Source organism: Demequina ureilytica (assembly GCF_048553575.1).
In the GTDB taxonomy this organism is placed as follows: Bacteria; Actinomycetota; Actinomycetes; order Actinomycetales; family Demequinaceae; genus Demequina.
The window spans coordinates 688,034-703,281 of the sequence record NZ_JBLZIE010000001.1 but is presented as its reverse complement, the minus strand read 5'-3'; the positions used below and the strand labels follow the sequence as shown (position 1 = coordinate 703,281).

The 15,248-nt window shown below is 68.7% G+C and carries 11 protein-coding genes and 1 tRNA gene; 8 read left to right on the top strand and 4 right to left on the bottom strand.

Features of this window, described 5'->3' with window-relative positions; translation table 11 throughout:
* Positions 1 to 66: 66 nt before the first annotated feature.
* From ACNI3K_RS03115 to ACNI3K_RS03105, 3 genes are all read left to right on the top strand, one after another.
* Positions 67 to 993, top strand: coding sequence for an aldose epimerase family protein (locus tag ACNI3K_RS03115; protein WP_419390392.1), 927 nt, complete (start codon positions 67 to 69; stop codon positions 991 to 993).
* Positions 994 to 1,076: 83 nt separating this feature from the next.
* A tRNA-Gly gene (locus tag ACNI3K_RS03110) sits at positions 1,077 to 1,150 on the top strand.
* Positions 1,151 to 1,480: 330 nt separating this feature from the next.
* Positions 1,481 to 2,515, top strand: a complete 1,035-nt coding sequence (locus tag ACNI3K_RS03105) for a TerC/Alx family metal homeostasis membrane protein (protein WP_419391094.1) — start codon at positions 1,481 to 1,483, stop codon at positions 2,513 to 2,515.
* A gap of 47 nt (positions 2,516 to 2,562) precedes the next feature.
* On the opposite strand, the gene ACNI3K_RS03100 is transcribed toward ACNI3K_RS03105, so the two are convergent.
* Positions 2,563 to 5,277 (bottom strand): cation-translocating P-type ATPase, encoded by a 2,715-nt coding sequence (locus ACNI3K_RS03100; protein ID WP_419390391.1) that lies wholly within the window; start codon positions 5,275 to 5,277, stop codon positions 2,563 to 2,565.
* Positions 5,278 to 5,410: 133 nt separating this feature from the next.
* Here ACNI3K_RS03100 and ACNI3K_RS03095 point away from each other — a divergent pair, with 133 nt between their 5' ends.
* Positions 5,411 to 6,793 carry a UTP--glucose-1-phosphate uridylyltransferase gene (locus ACNI3K_RS03095; RefSeq protein WP_419390390.1) on the top strand — a complete coding sequence of 461 codons (1,383 nt, stop codon included), beginning with the start codon at positions 5,411 to 5,413 and terminating at the stop codon, positions 6,791 to 6,793.
* An 80-nt stretch (positions 6,794 to 6,873) separates the two neighbouring features.
* On the opposite strand, the gene ACNI3K_RS03090 is transcribed toward ACNI3K_RS03095, so the two are convergent.
* Together ACNI3K_RS03090 and ACNI3K_RS03085 are read right to left on the bottom strand one after the other, a co-directional pair.
* On the bottom strand, positions 6,874 to 7,749 hold the full coding sequence (locus ACNI3K_RS03090; protein WP_419390389.1) for a DUF4190 domain-containing protein: 876 nt from the start codon (positions 7,747 to 7,749) through the stop codon (positions 6,874 to 6,876).
* A gap of 701 nt (positions 7,750 to 8,450) precedes the next feature.
* A complete protein-coding gene (locus ACNI3K_RS03085; protein WP_419390388.1) occupies positions 8,451 to 10,295 on the bottom strand; it encodes a bifunctional copper resistance protein CopD/cytochrome c oxidase assembly protein in 1,845 nt (614 codons plus the stop codon).
* 73 nt (positions 10,296 to 10,368) lie between these two features.
* Between ACNI3K_RS03085 and ACNI3K_RS03080 the strand changes: the two genes are divergently transcribed.
* From ACNI3K_RS03080 to ACNI3K_RS03065, 4 genes are read left to right on the top strand one after another with little or no spacing between them, the layout of a single operon-like run.
* Positions 10,369 to 11,034: a TetR/AcrR family transcriptional regulator gene (locus ACNI3K_RS03080; protein ID WP_419390387.1), complete on the top strand. Its 666-nt coding sequence runs from the start codon at positions 10,369 to 10,371 to the stop codon at positions 11,032 to 11,034.
* A gap of 33 nt (positions 11,035 to 11,067) precedes the next feature.
* Positions 11,068 to 12,018: an LppM family (lipo)protein gene (locus tag ACNI3K_RS03075; RefSeq protein ID WP_419390386.1), complete on the top strand. Its 951-nt coding sequence runs from the start codon at positions 11,068 to 11,070 to the stop codon at positions 12,016 to 12,018.
* Positions 12,015 to 12,914 carry an LppM family (lipo)protein gene (locus ACNI3K_RS03070; RefSeq protein ID WP_419390385.1) on the top strand — a complete coding sequence of 300 codons (900 nt, stop codon included), beginning with the start codon at positions 12,015 to 12,017 and terminating at the stop codon, positions 12,912 to 12,914. The genes ACNI3K_RS03075 and ACNI3K_RS03070 overlap by 4 nt, the downstream gene beginning before the upstream one ends.
* Positions 12,915 to 12,941: 27 nt before the next feature.
* Positions 12,942 to 14,210, top strand: coding sequence for an MFS transporter (locus ACNI3K_RS03065; RefSeq protein ID WP_419390384.1), 1,269 nt, complete (start codon positions 12,942 to 12,944; stop codon positions 14,208 to 14,210).
* A gap of 37 nt (positions 14,211 to 14,247) precedes the next feature.
* Here the strand turns inward: ACNI3K_RS03065 and ACNI3K_RS03060 are convergent, their stop codons facing one another.
* Positions 14,248 to 15,240 carry a hypothetical protein gene (locus ACNI3K_RS03060; RefSeq protein WP_419390383.1) on the bottom strand — a complete coding sequence of 331 codons (993 nt, stop codon included), beginning with the start codon at positions 15,238 to 15,240 and terminating at the stop codon, positions 14,248 to 14,250.
* Positions 15,241 to 15,248: the final 8 nt, after the last annotated feature.

Below are 15,248 nucleotides of genomic sequence, written 5' to 3'. Positions count from 1 at the left end.
CGGCCATGTCCCCCAGACCGGCGCGAGCCTCCAGCGCGACCCTCGCGTATACGCCACAATGTCTTCATGCCTGACAACACTGTGCCCAACGACGCGCCCCGCATCGAGAACGAACGCTGGAGCATCGGCTTCGTCCCCGACAAGGGAGGCTCGCTCGCGTTTGGGCGCGTGCGGATCGGCGACCAATGGCAGGACGTGCTGCGCCCAACCCCAGCGGAGGCCTCCGGGCCCAACGACACCGCGTCCTACCCGCTCGTGCCGTGGTCCAACCGCATTCGCGACGGCCTGCTCGTCTGGGGAGGCCGCGAGTACCAGCTGCGGGTGAACTGGCCCGACGGCACCGCGATTCACGGCACCGGCTGGGACTACCCGTGGAATGTGGTGGAGCAGAGCACCGACCGCGTGGTGCTCGAGTTCGCCTCACGCGACGTCTACGGCGTGAACTGGCCATGGACCTTCACTGCTCGGTTCACTTACGCGCTTGCGGGCGACCGGTTCGTGTGGACCTACTCGGTCACCAACACCGACCACGAGACCTTCCCCGCCGGGTTCGGCCACCACCCGTACTTTCTGCGCTCGGTCGCGGGTTCGCCCGATGCGCGCCTGCAGATCGAAGCCGACGCCGGCTATGACCTGGTGGACTGCATGCCCGATGCGGGCGCCGGGGCCCCTCGCCCAGCGGCGGACTTCCGCGAGGCGCGCGAGCTCGGTCACGAGTTCGTGGACGACTGCCTGGCGGGCCGGCGCGGCGAGCGGCTGGCGACCATCGAATGGCCCGGCGCCGTGACGATCGATGTCGAGGCGGATCAGCTGCTCGAGCACGCGGTGCTGTACATCCCGCAGGACGCGCCGTTCTGGGCGTTCGAGCCGGTCTCGAATGCGAACGACGCGTTCAACCTCGACGCCAAGGGCATCGAGGGGACTGGGCTGTTCCTCGTGCAGCCAGGCGAGACGCGGTCGGCCTCGTTCTCCCTCATCGCCCGGGACGCCTGACCGTCTCCCCCGTCGTGGCTGAGTTCCCCGCGCGCGGGGCTCGCGGCTAAGATGGGTGTCCTGCATCGCCGACGGCGGTGCGCGCGGGTGTAGTTCAATGGTAGAACTTCAGCTTCCCAAGCTGATAGCGCGGGTTCGATTCCCGTCACCCGCTCCACTCCCCCTGTCCGGCACTCATTGACCCCTAGCGGGCCTGTCGGCGTCCTGTCCGGCTGTCATTGCCGCCGGTTGCCTGGTCGTGGACATTGAGACCTCGGCGCCATATTCGCGACGTTTGCCCCACAGTGTTGTATTCTTCCCGCACGAGGGGAGTACTTCCCAACATCGGCCCGGTCACTACGGCGCGAAAGCGACCTCGGGCGGCGGCCCTGCTTTGCAGGGTGAAGGAGACCTCGGTCCTGAGACTCTTGTCCCCTCACTCCCCGGAGAACCCGTGCTCAACGCCGTTGAAACCAATGCCGCCCTGACCTCGATCGGGACGCCCACGATGTGGCTCGTCACCATCCTGGCTGTCCTTGCCCTGCTGGGTCTCGACTTTCTCGTCACCCGCCGACCACATGCGGTGTCCATGCGCGAAGCCCTTGGCTGGAGCGCGTTCTACATCGCGCTGCCCCTGACATTCGGTGCGTGGATCTGGTCCCAATACGGCTCCACCATCGGCGTCGAGTACCTCACCGGCTACTTGGTCGAGAAGTCGTTGTCCGTGGACAACCTGTTCGTCTTCATGCTGCTGCTCACCGCATTCGCTGTGCCCGCCGCGCTGCAGCAAAGGGTCCTGCTCCTCGGCATCATCGGTGCGCTCGTCCTGCGGGGCATCTTCATCGCGCTCGGGGCTGCGGCCCTGGCGAACCTCACCTGGGCCTTCCTGCTGTTCGGCGCAATCCTGTTGCTGACGGGAGTGAAGATCCTGCGCGACCAGCTCAAGGGCGGCTCACACGACGTGGACGTGTCCCAGATGCGTTCGGTCCGCCTGATTCGTCGCTTCATGCCCATCACGGAGGACTACCGCGGCACTCGACTGTCGGTGATCGAGAACGGCCGCCGCGCGCTGACGCCGCTCGCCGTCGTCGTGGTCGCCATCTTCGCGACCGACGTCGTGTTTGCCGTCGACTCTGTTCCTGCGGTCTACGGCATCACCAGCGACCCCTACCTGGTGTTCGTCACCAACGCCTTCGCTCTGTTGGGCTTGCGCGCCCTGTACTTCGTGCTGCAGGGGGCACTGAGCAAGCTCGTGCACCTCGGCTACGGCCTTGCCGCCATCCTGGGCTTCATCGGCGTCAAGCTGGTGCTGCACTGGGCCCACGGCATCTGGCCCGGGGTTCCGGAGATCCCGACCCTCGCGTCTCTTGTCGTCATCGTCGTCGTCCTCGGGACCGTCACCGCCACTAGCCTCTACGCGACCAGGGGATCGGATGGCGACGCGCGCGCTGCGGCTCACGTCGCCGAGCCCGGTGCGCATCGGCGCGATGACGCCCGTCGGCTCGAGAACTCCTCCATGGATGACGCCGAGCAAGGCCGCTGAACCGAGAGCCCTTGCGCGACGGGGTCGCTGGCTGACGGCGACGGCTCTTACGCCAGCTCGTGCGCCAGACGGCGAGAACGGAACTTGACGGCCTCGATCACGCCCACGAGCGTCACGGTGAGCGCCAGCAGCAGCGCCCAGGTACCAAACGCGACCGGCTCGACGCCCAAGACGTCTCGCCAGCCGGGGATGAACATGGACGCGATGTGCACTGCCTGCGACACCACCACGCCTCCAATCAGCACCCGGTTGTCGAGCAAGGGGATACGGAAGAGGGAGCGGGTCTCCGACCGCACGTTGAGCGCCAACACGTTCTCGAACAGCACGAGTAGCAGGAGCAGCAGATTGCGCGCCTCGTCGGTCTCCATTCCCATCTGCTCGGTGAGAACCCAGAACACGCCGAAGGCCACCAGCCCCATATAGATGCCGGAGACGGCGACCTGCTCGATCATCCGGCGGTTGAAGATTCGCTCCGTCGGCGGTCGGGGTCGCCGCTTCAGAAGGTCGGGCTCGCCCTTCTCAAACGCAAGCGCGACGTCCTGAATGCCGTTGGTGACGAGATTGAGCCACAAGAGCTGCACCGGGGTCAGCGGCAGCGCCATGTCGAAGGTGACGGAGAGGATGAACAGCACCAGTTCCGCCACAGCCGTGGTGATGAGCAGCCACACCACCTTGCGCACGTTGTCGTACGCCCGCCGCCCCTCCTCGATTCCGTCGACGATGGAGGCGAAGTTATCGTCGGTGAGGATCAGATCGGCCGCCCCTCGCGCCACGTCCGTACCGCTCTTCCCCATCGCCACGCCGATGTGAGCGGCGTTGAGTGCGGGAGCGTCATTCACTCCGTCCCCGGTGACAGCGACAAAGTGCCCCGAGCGCTGCAGACTGTCCACGATCGTGGTCTTCTGCTGCGGCTCCACCCTCGCGTACACATGCCGGTCGCGGATCAGCTCGTCGGATTGGTGCGCCGCGTCCTCGCTGCCCTCCTCGGCACGGCTCTCGCCGATGTCCGAGCCGACCACCACATCATCGTCGCCCGCGGCGATGTTGATCTCGCGGGCGATCGCCATGGCGGTGGCCGGGTGGTCGCCCGTCACCATGCGAACGTCCACGCCTGCCGAGTGGCAGCGGTCGATCGCATCCGGCACAGCCTCGCGCACGGGATCGATCAGTCCCACGAGCCCGAGGAACCGCAGATCGGTCAGGACCTCGGGGTCGGGTTCGCCCTCTGTCTCCATCTGCACCTGGCCCGCGGCGACGGCAATGACTCGGAAGCCGTCCCCCGCAAGTTCCTCCTCCCGGGCCAGCAGCTCATCCGCGTCGACCTCGGCGCACATGTCGACCACGGCCTGTGCCGCACCCTTGACATGCGCCACGATGCCGTCGTCGTGCTCGTGAAAGCTCGCGGCGAACCGGCGGCTCGACGAGAACGGGATGTGGCCGACCCGCGGATGCTCTCCGACGAGTTCGGCACGGTCGATGCCCAGCTTGTGCCCCAATACCAGGAAGGCCACGTCGACCGTGTCACCTGTCGCGGTCGTCTCCCCGTCCTCGCTTTTCACCTCGCCCTCGCTCGACAGCGCCCCCGTCACCGCGAGGTCGGCCAGCCAGCCGTCGGAGTCGACGGGCTCGCCATCGCGGGTGGCCTCGCCGCTCAGATCGAGACCCGCTCCGGAGATGTCGACAGCGTCGCCATCAGGCGCCACGATCCGGGTCGCGGTGAGTTCGTTCTCGGTCAGCGTGCCGGTCTTGTCGCTTGCGATGAGAGTGCAGGCACCCAGCCCTTCTACCGCCGGAAGCCGCCGCACGATGACGTTGCGCTCCGCCATCCGGTTGGAGCCCAGCGACAGCGCAACGGTGACGGCGATCGGCAGGCCTGCCGGGATGGCCGACACCGCCAGCGCGACTGCCAACAGGAAGATGTCCACGAGCGCCTCCCCGCGCAGCGCCTGGACCAGGCCGAGCACGATGATCACCACGCCGATGCCCATGGCGATGATGCGGGTGAAGCGACGCATGCGCAGCACCAGCGGGGGGTCCTGCGGCTCCTCGGCCAACGAATCGGCGATGGTGCCGAGCTCGGTCGACTCGGCGGTGCGCACCACGACCCCCGTGCCGGTGCCGCTGAGGACCCTGCTCCCCGCGTGCAGCAGCGTCGAGCGGTCGCCCAGCGGCGTCTCATCCTCAAGCTCGGCGCCGGCGTCCTTGTCGACGGGCGTCGACTCACCCGTGAGCAGGGACTCGTCCACCCTCAGCTCCTGGGACTCGAGCAGCCGAATGTCGGCGGGCACCGATGCGCCCGCCTCCATCCTGACCAGGTCCCCCGGCACGATCTCCTCGCTGTCCACCTCCGTCCTGCTGCCGGCCCGCACCACGACGGCCGCCACGGTGATGACCTCCTCGAGCTCCTGGGCGGCGCTCTCCGCCCGATACTCCTGGAAGGTGCCGAGGCCCGCGTTCAGGATCAGCACGACCGCGATGAAGATGGCGTCCTGGACCTCGCCGATGGCGAGCGAAACGCTGCCTGCCACGAGCAGGATCGTGATGAGCGGGTCCCGAAACTGGCGCAGGACGGTACCGAACAGGGTGGTGCGCCCTCGCTCGGGCAGGGAGTTCGGTCCGAATTCCTCCCGGCGGCTGCGCACCTCGTCCTCATCAAGACCGCGGTCCGCATCGGTCCCGAAATCATCGGCCACATCCGACCTGGAGAGGGCATGCCAGGGGCGATCCAGGTCCCCCACGCTCAGTTGCATCGCATCGGTCACGACTCAGCCCCCACGGTCACGGCATGCTGATGACGTTTTCATGAAACCACAGACCGCGGCGGCCGGCCCGGCGTGGGCGGTCGCTCGCGAACCTCGGTGGACCGGCGGGACGCTGCACCCCTAGGCTCATGCCATGAGCGCTGAAGGACTTGCCCAGGCCCAGCAGAAGATGCGCGACGGCGGCGTCACCCAGGCCGCCATCGACGTCTTCACCCACTACTACGGCGAGCTCGAGGCTGGCGCGACCGGCTTGATCCGCGAGGGCGACATCGCGCCGCTGCGCGAGCCGGCCAAGCTCGAGGACGTCGACGTCGATGACGACGTTGCGCGCGAGGCGCTTTCGAAGACCGCAATCATCAAGCTCAACGGTGGGCTCGGCACCTCGATGGGCATGGACCGCGCGAAGTCGCTGCTACCGGTCCGCGACGGCAAGAGCTTCCTGGATCTGATCGCGGGGCAGGTGCGCACCGCCCGCAAGGCCACCGGTGCCCCCCTCCCGCTGGTGCTGATGAACTCGTTCCGCACGCAGGAGGACTCTCTCCGAGCGCTCGGCGCGAACCCCAACATCCAGGTCGATGGGCTGCCGCTGGACTTTCTGCAGAACCGCGAGCCCAAGCTGCGGGTCGACGACCTCACGCCCGTCGAGTGGCCGCCGGACCCGTCGCTTGAGTGGTGCCCACCGGGACACGGCGACATCTACACGGCTCTGCTTGCCTCGGGCGTGCTCGAGCAGCTGCTGGACGAGGGGTTCCGCTACGCGAGCGCCTCCAACTCCGACAACCTGGGCGCAGTGCCCGATGCGCGCATCGCCGGCTGGTTCGCTTCCTCTGGAGCGCCGTACGCGGCCGAGCTGTGCACGCGCACGGCGGCCGACCGCAAGGGCGGGCACCTCGCGATCCGCAAGTCCGACGGTCAGCTCATCCTGCGCGACACCGCCCAGACCGATCCTGGTGAGATGCATTACTTCACGGACGAGCACCACCACCCGTTCTTCCACACCAACAACCTGTGGTGGGACCTCGAGAAGCTTCACGCAGCGCTCACGGAGCGCGGCGCCGTGCTTGGCCTGCCGCTGATCCGCAACCGCAAGAACGTGGACCCGACCGATCCGGAGTCGCCCGAGGTCTACCAGATCGAGTCCGCCATGGGCGCGGCGATCGAGGTATTCGAGGGCGCCACGGCCATCGCGGTGGGCCGCGACCGGTTCCTGCCGGTCAAGACCACCAACGACCTTCTCACGCTGCGTTCGGACGCCTACAGGCTCGCTGATGACGGAGCGCTGCGGCTGGACGTCGAGAAGGCGCCGCTGATCGACCTCGACTCGAGGTTCTACAAGACCATGGGCGCGTTCGACGCGCGGTTCCCCCACGGCCCGCCGTCGCTACGCCACGCGACGTCGCTCACGGTGAGGGGCGACTGGACGTTCGGGGCGGACGTCGTGGTGCGCGGCGCGGTGACGCTCGAGGACACGGGTGAAGCGTCAACCGTCCCCGACGGCACGGTGCTCGAAGGCTGACCCCGCCCGCGCATCGGGCGCGCATGCGCCTGGAGCCAGAAGCCGCACGCGGCGACCCAGATGGCGGCGGCGACCGCTCGTCAACAGCGGCCGGGGGACATGCCTTCGGTAGCAGCGTAGGAGAACGCGCCCTGCTCGCCGCCTTCGTAGACGATCTCAAGGCACCAGTCCGCCGGGCCGTCGCCCACGATCGCAAGCTCGTGGGGCGTGGTGATCTCGGCCGGGATGGCCTGACCGCCCACGGTGTACCCGTCCGCCGTCTCGGCCACCTCGAGAACGCGGTCGGTCTCCACCGCGAGCATCGCGACCGCGGCCCCCACGGCGCTCACGTCCTGCTGCGCCTGCACGTCCACCTCGGCGGGCGTAGGGCCGCTCGCGAACAGCAGCCACGCGCCTGCTGCGGTAGCAGCGAGTCCCATGTACCCCAGGATCAGCCCCGCCATGGCAAAGGTGCGATTGTTCGCTCTGCCCCTCTTCGCGGCGGACAGGCCCAGGTGGCCGAGCACGATCGCAACCAGGCTGAGGAACAGCGCCCCCGTGACGAACGCGACCACTCCGAGCCAATTGCGGTCGGTGCTCGGGGGGCCTGCGGGCGCGTCCGTCGACACCGGCCGGTCAGCCGCATGCTCGCCCTGAGCTTCCGGCGGGGTGGGCGCCCAGGGCGCTCTGCGAGGCACGGGCTCCTCGCCGGGAACCGGGTCCATCACCTGGGTGGGCTCGTCCTTGACGGGCTCCATCACTTGAGTCTCGCCGTCCTCGGCAGTACGCGCGGTGGGAGCGGGTTCTTCGCCGGCGGCGGGGCCTTCACCGGCGGGTGCGGCCGATGCGGGGGCCGGGGACGCGGCCGATGCGGGAGACGGTGCGGTGGAAGCGGGATGGGGCGGCTTCACAGTCGGCGAAGGGCCGCCCACCGAGCCCTCCGCGGAGTGGTCGTCGCGGGCGTCACCGTCCGGCATCGCGGCCTCCCTTGGGTCGAAGATCACAGCCCTCACAACGTACCCCGCGCTGGCGCCGGCGCTGAGAAGGCGTCGCGGGAGTACGGGAAGACCAGGAGGCGTTCACTAAACAAGGGCGTGTCGCAGCCACCCCGCACGGGGCTCGGCATAGCGTGATCATCGGGAGCGCGAAAGCACTCCTGGCAAGGCGAAGGCCCCCCGAAGTAAGCGTTCGGGGGGCCTTGCCATGACCAGAGAGTTCTCGTGCCTGGGGATAACTCCCCTGGCACGACGGCCGCGATTGACGATGCGGCTTCACCCCTAATGAAAGGGGCGACCTCTCGGTCGATGCGCCGGGCCGCCAGGCCCTTGTGCCGTCACCCACAGTTCTCCAGGGCAGCCCGTAGGCAATCCCTTCGACGTGGACCGACGTTGTCCGACGCATCCGTCACTTCAGTCCACCGAATACCGTTCTACCAGGGCGGACGACCCGGATTACCCGAGCCAGCCACCCTCGGCGCCGGCCCTCGAAGCGGTCTTGCGACTTCTCGAGGCGGTGGAACCGAAGTTCCGATGGATCTAGGTCTACTCGCGTCGGCGGCTCCCCGCAAGCGCTCCTGAGCCCTTTATTTCATCCACCGTTTACCCACAGGCTTTTCCACCGTCGCTAGGCGTCGTTCACCCGCTGTTCACATCCCTGTGGATGAAATCTGTGGATAACTTCAGCTCTCGCGGTCGCGCTTGCTGGTCTCCGCGAGCATCGCGTTGTAGGCCCGCAGCTCCGCGTCATCGTCGCGGTCCGCCTGCCGGTCCGTCCGTCGAGCCTCCCGCGCATCGGCCTTGCGCCACGCGACGATCACGCCGATGGCGAGCAGCACCACGGGCAGTTCGCCGATGCCCCAGGCCAGCTGCCCGCCGTACTGCTGGTCCGCGAGCGCGTCGGGGCCCCACTCGCGGCCCATCAGTCCGAACCAGCGCGGCGCGAGCAGCACCTCCGAGCTCATGAGTGAGACGCCGAAGAAGGCGTGGAAGGCCATGGTGGCGAACAGCAGCACGATGCGCATGGGGTAGGACGGTCGCGTCGGCACAGGGTCGATCCCCACCAGCGCGTTCGCGAACAGGTACCCGGCGAGCGTGAAGTGCACGAGCATCCCCAGGTGGCCGACGTGGTTGCTGAGCGCAAACTCGAACAGCGGGGTGTAGTAGAACACCACCAGCGAACCCGCGAAGTTCACGGCGGCGACGACGGGGTGCGACAGGGAGCGCAGCAGCCGGGAGTCGACAACCCCGCGCAACCACTCGCGTGGCCCGCGCGAGCCGTCCGTGCGCGCCGGGAGGGCTCGCAGCGCGAGCGTGACTGGGGCGCCCAGCGCGAGGGGGACGGGCGCCACCATCACCAGCATCATGTGCTCGACCATGTGCCCTGAGAACGTCACCATCCCGTAGATGGTGGGCGCGCCCTGCGTGATCCAGACGAGGACGGTGAGGCCCGACAAGAACGAGAAGGTTCGCAGCCACGACCAGTGGTCGCCCCGCCGACGCAGTCGTACTGCCCACCGCAGGTACATGACGGCGGCGGCGCCCAGCACGAACGCCGAGAGGATCTCGAGCCGCCACAGCACCAGCCAGTTGAGTGCAGACGGTGCGGGGGGAAGCGGGTACCCCGTCAACGCGTACGCGGGACTGGGGTCGTCCACCGCCTCGATCGGAATCGGCGGCGCGGTGCCGGATAGCACCACGGCCACGCCCACGACCGCGACCAAGGCGCCGACGTCGACTGCCATCACCCGCCAGAACCGCTCGCGCACGTGGGCCTCCGACAGTCGCGGCAGGCTCACCCGGCGGTGCCACGCGGCCAACGCGACCGCGAGCGACATCAGGGCGACCTTCAGCACCAGCAGGCGGCCGTAGCCAGTCGTGACGAGGTCGGCGGGGGACCCGAGCCGCACCCAGGCACTTGTGATGCCGGACACGATGATCGCGACCGCACCCCACAGGGCGATGCGTGAACCGCGCCGCACAGCCGCCTTCGCGCCGTCGCCGAGCGGGCGTCGCATCAGGAACAGCGCCGCGATCACCCCGAGCCACAGCGCCGAGGCCGCGAGATGGAGGAACATCGCGCTTACCGCGAGGTGATGATCCGCCGCGCCTGCGGCGTGACCGGTCTGGGCCTGCCAGCCGAGCGCCCACACGACGGGCAGAAGGGACCAGGCCGCGCCCAGCGGGCTGCGCACCAGGGCCGCGAGCACCGACACGACGACAGCTGCGAGAGACATGTGCAGGTACGCCTGCCCGAGCTCGATGGTCGTGGCGAAGGACCACACCTCTTCCACGAAGCGGCCCGGTTCGACGGCCTCGTTGCGGATCAGCGCGTAGGACGCAAAGACGTAGGCGAGGGCCGAGGCGGCCCAGACGATCGACGACCACCGGGCGACGGCGGCGGCGCGGGCGGCCGCATGATGACCGTCGGGAAGCATCACGGCGAGTGCCACGAGGCCCCCGACGGTGAGCGCGAGCGCGACGTCCCGGACGCCGCCCAATGCGGTGACCAGAACGTCGATGGGCATGACAGAAGCGTACGCGCGCGACTAGTCGGGTCGCTTCAGGTGGAGATGGACAAATCGGACCTAGAATCGGCTCATGCCCCGCAAGCAGCGGCGCGACGCGGCGGAGAACCGCGAGCGCCTCATCGTTGCTGCCTTCGACGTCCTCACAGAGCGCGGACCTGACCTCACGGTCCGTGAGCTCGCCCTGCGCACCGGGCTGGGAATCGGGACCGCGTATCGGCACTTCCCCACCCACGAGGACCTGATCCGTGCGCTCTACGACCGGGCGATCGCCCAGGTGACAACGACACTCGCGGAGGACCTGCCTGAGGCATCCGCCTGGGAACGACTGTGCGCGCATCTTGAGGCCGTCACGTTCGCCGTGGCCGAGGTCCCTGCCGTGCGCACCGTCATGCGGCGCATGCACGACATCGATCCCACGTCCACACCCGGCGACGCGGCGACGGGCGACCTCCAGGGTCTCGTCGATGCGGCCCACGCTGAGGGCACGATCCGCAGCGGCATTACCGGCAGGGATCTCGCGCTGACGGCTTTCGCGCTCGCGGGCATGGTGGGCAGACCCACCGAGCGCGAGCGCACGATGCTGCGCCGGCACCTCGCGATCTTCCTCGACGGGCTGCGCGCGGACGGCACGGCAAGCGCGCTGCCTACCGAAGCCATGACCTCGGCTCAGTTCCGTGCCTTCGTCCACCGGTCGAACTCGCCCGCGCGAGAAATCGATGCCGGCGAGCGCGCATAGACCGGCGCCTACGGCTGTGGGACAGTGGTCGCCATGAGAACACTCACCCGCGGGCTCGCGCTCGCCCTCGTGTCCGCCCTTGCGCTCACCGGCTGTGTCCGCGTCGAGATGAACATCGACCTCGCTGAGAACGACACCGTCAGCGGAGACTTCATCTTCGCCGTATCTCAGGAGCTGCTGGAGATCGCGGGCGAGGAGAGCATCGAGGACATGCTCGGGGCAGAGGAGAGCATCCCTGGCGGCACGACGGAGCGCTACGAGTCGGAAGACGAGGACGGCGACGGCAGCCCCGACTTCGTGGGCACCCAGACGACGTTCTCGGATCTGCCGCTCGAAGACTTCGCGGCCGCAGGAGAGGGCCTTCGGATCGAGCGGGACGGCGACGACTTCGTCGTCTCAGGTGCGGCTGACGACCTCACCGAGCAGACGGGCGGCGAAGAGCTCCCCGACACCGCCACGGCGACCATGTCCATCACCTTCCCGGGCGCGGTCTCTGATCACAACGGTGAGCTCGACGGGAACACCGTGACCTGGAATCTGCTCGAGCACAGCGGCGACGTCCAGGCCCGCGGCTCCGCGAGCACGGACAGCGGCTTCCCGCTGTGGATGATCCTCGTGCTCGCCGGCATCATCGGGATCGGCGCCGGCATCGCCGGCGTGCTGATTGTCTCCTCGCGACGCAAGTCCACGGACGAGTCGCAGGTCGATGCGGCCACGGGGCCCGCGTTCGTGCCCGGGACCCAGGTACCCGGGGGCGACCCGATCGATGCTCCCCCGGCGGTGCCGGCTCCCGGAGACGATCAGGCCGTCGCGGCCCCCGACGAGGACCCCGTCGTCGCTCCCACCCGCGAGGACCCCGCAGACGACGAACCCGCCGCAACTGGCGCCGCCGACCCGGCTGAGAGCACCGAGACCACTGAGACCGTCGACCCCGCCGAGACCGCGCAGGCAAACGGCGAGGACGAGGAGGAGCAGCGGCCGTGAACCGGGCGCTGCGCTGGTCGGGCGCGGTCGCGGTCGCCGCGCTCGCGCTGACCGGCTGTGTCCGCACCACCGTCGACACGACGATCACGGCCGACGGCACCTTCTCGCAGTCCGCAGTCATCGCGTTCTCGGACGAGGTCGCCGCGCAGATCGGGGACCAAGCCGGGATGGACGTCGGGGCCCTCTTCGAGGATCTCGAGGGTTCGCCCGAGCTAGCCGAGCTGCAGGAGCAGTACCCCGGTCAGATCGTGCTCGAACGCTACGACGACGGCGAGCTCGAGGGCGTGGAACTCACGATCACCGACCTGCCTGTCGAGGAGTTCAACGCCGCTGCCGAGCAGACCGCGTCGGGAATCGGTGGCGCAGCCACCCTCGAGCTGACCGACGGAAGATTCGTCCTCGAGATGGCGTCTCCCGAGGGCGTCGATCTGGGCGAGTTCGGCGTCACCGAGTCCCAGCTGGGGCTCCTCGAGTCGAGCGTCGACGTGAGCGTGACGTACACCTTCCCGGGGCTCATCGAGGAGGCCAGCGTGGGCGAGGTCGACGGCCGCACGGTCACGCTTGGACTCACCGACCTCGTCAGCGGGCAGGACATCCGGATCGTGGCCGCCGCCGATGATCAGATCGATTGGGGCCCGCTGCTGAGGTGGGGTGGGATCGCCCTTGCCTTCTTGCTCGTCGTCGGGGGCGCGACCGCCCTGATCGTCCAGGACCGCCGCAAGCATCGGGAGAGCTCGCTGCCCCCACCGGTCACCACCGAGGACCCTCACGGTCCGGGGCTGCTCGGCGAGAATGCTGAGCCGCAAACCGCCCCAGGCGACGCCCCCGCCCCTGGTGACGAACGCATCGGCCGCGAGAAGGCTGGCGACGAAGGCCGGCCCGACGGGTCGTCCTGACCGCTTGGTCAGTGAGAGCATGTGGGGGTGCTCGCCCCCTATCGAACGATCCTGGAACACCCCGGTGCGAAGGCGTTCGCCTTCGCCGGGCTGCTGTCCCGCCTGCCCATCTCGATGTTCAACATCTCGTTCATTTTGATGGTGCAGATCCAATACGACAGCTACGAGATGGCGGGTCGTGTCGCGGCCATCGGCATCGTGGTGTGGGCCGTGCAGACGGTGCCGACCTCGCGACTGGTGGACCGGTTCGGCCAACGCACCGTCATGCTGCCACTGCTCGGCCTGCACATCATCGGCGTGGTGCTGGGCATCTGGACGGCTATCAACAACGGCTCCGAGTGGGTCCTGTGGATCGCCGTCATCATCGCCTCGCTGTCCGGTCCGCTCGGCTCGCTCACCCGCGCCCGCTGGTCCAACATCCTCGAGAGCGATGAGGACATCCACACCGCGTTCGCACTCGAAGGCGTGCTCGACGAGGTGCTGTTCATCACCGGGCCGGCGCTAGCGACCATCCTCGCAACCACGGTGTGGGCGCCCGCAGGTCTCGTGGTCTCCGCGGTGGGAACCATCGTAGGGCTCACCATCCTGCTGTCGCAGCGAGCAACCGAGCCACCGGCGCGAGGCAAGTCGGGGGGTCGCGGCCTTGGCCTGAAGCTCCCGGGAGCGGTCATCGGCGCGGCGTTCATCGCTCTCGGGCTGGGGATGATGTTCGGGGCCTTCGACATCTCCACCGTCGGCTTCGCGGAGGAGCAGGGGTTCAAGACCCTCTCCGGAGTGCTGCTCGGCATCGTCTCCGCCGGCTCGTTCGTGGGCGGCATCCTGTACGGGTCACGGCACTGGAAGTTGGCGCTGTGGAAGCGCACGGTGTGGGGCACCCTCGCGCTCGCCGTCGGGTTCGGGCTGCTGACGCTGTCGACGGGGATGGTGATGTTCGCGGCGCTGGGATTCTTGGCCGGCGCGGCGATCGCCCCGACCCTGACCAACGCGGACACCATCGTGCAGCGGGTGGTCAAGCGCGACCAGATCACCGAGGGCATGTCGTGGCTGCGCATCGGCATGGGAGTGGGCGTCGCCTTCGGCGCGTGGATCGCGGGTTACCTGGTGGACAACGTGGGCGCGCATGCCGGGCTCTACCTCGCGGCAGGCTCCGCGGCGGCGATGGTCGGGATCGCGCTGCTCGCGTCTCCAGTGATCCGCCGCGGCACGGACCGGCCGGGCGCTGCCGACGCGCATTCGCCGGCGCTCAAGGACGAGGGCGAGTGGGTCGAGCAGCCGCCGATCCCGCCGAACCTCTGAGCCGCTCCACGCCCGATGCGGGGGTCACGGCAGTCCGTCAGGGCAGCTGCGGCGCTGGCATGAGGTCCGTCCAGTCGTCCGCATTCGGCGGCTGCGTGCCCTGAGCCTTCACGTCCTCGGTGTAGCTGCCGAGATCATGGTTCGGAGTCTGCTCCAGATCCACGGGAACCTCCACGGCGTCCCCCGACTCCAGGTCGACGGCCCATCCCGTCTCGGGAACGGAGGCGTCGATATTCCAGCACATCACGATGACCTCCTCATCGACGGGCCCTTGCGCCTGGCATCCCGTCGCCGACCCGGGTGGCGTGAACGCCGACTGGATGAACGAGTCATCTCCCAAGTCGTGGTCGAAGATGACGTAGGTCGGTGCGGCCGCACCCTGGCCGCCGGCGTCGGCCACCATGTAGATCGCTCGTTCGGACTCGATGGACAGCCAGCCCGAGCCGCTGACGGATCCGGGCGAATGCACGCCATCGTCACCGCGGGCGTGACGCGCCTGTGTGATGTCGAACAATGCGTCGTTCACCGAGCTCGGCTTCCACTCGCCTGCGAGCGGCTCGTACCAGGCCACGCCCCCCGTGTCCCCGAAGGGAGAGACTGCCGCCCAGAGGCGCGTGCCGTCGGCGGCCACGTCGCGAGGCAGCAGATCCGCAGACAAGCCTCCGCCCTCCACCGTCGCGCGCGGTCCTGCTCCGTCGGTGAAGTCCTCCGTGTCCACGACGCCCGTCTCCAGGGCCACCTCGGCGACGTCCCAGGACTCCCCGAAGCCTTGAAGGTGGAGCCACGCCCGCCGGTGGTCCGGGTCCCAGTCGACGATCGTCGCGAAGGCGTCGTGGCCCAGGTCGGCGATGCGGAACGCCGTCCCGTCCGGCGCGAGCAGGTAGAGCCATTGCACCCCTTCGAAGACCGGAGCACCGTCGGCGTCAGTCACCAGTTCGACCGTCGAGTAGATGGCCGTGGACCACGAGTCGTCGACCCATTCCCATAGCCACGCAGGCGCTTCGTAGGCGGCCGGCTCGTCGTCGTCCACCGGTGCGA

Bases quoted from the DNA above. Each gene is read 5' to 3' on its own strand.
- ACNI3K_RS03115 (WP_419390392.1), top strand. From the start codon at position 67: ATGCCTGACAACACTGTGCCCAACGACGCGCCCCGCATCGAGAACGAA.
- ACNI3K_RS03105 (WP_419391094.1), top strand. From the start codon at position 1,481: ATGTGGCTCGTCACCATCCTGGCTGTCCTTGCCCTGCTGGGTCTCGAC.
- ACNI3K_RS03085 (WP_419390388.1), bottom strand. From the start codon at position 10,295: ATGCCCATCGACGTTCTGGTCACCGCATTGGGCGGCGTCCGGGACGTC.
- ACNI3K_RS03080 (WP_419390387.1), top strand. From the start codon at position 10,369: ATGCCCCGCAAGCAGCGGCGCGACGCGGCGGAGAACCGCGAGCGCCTC.
- ACNI3K_RS03075 (WP_419390386.1), top strand. From the start codon at position 11,068: ATGAGAACACTCACCCGCGGGCTCGCGCTCGCCCTCGTGTCCGCCCTT.
- ACNI3K_RS03090 (WP_419390389.1), bottom strand. From the start codon at position 7,749: ATGCCGGACGGTGACGCCCGCGACGACCACTCCGCGGAGGGCTCGGTG.
- ACNI3K_RS03095 (WP_419390390.1), top strand. From the start codon at position 5,411: ATGAGCGCTGAAGGACTTGCCCAGGCCCAGCAGAAGATGCGCGACGGC.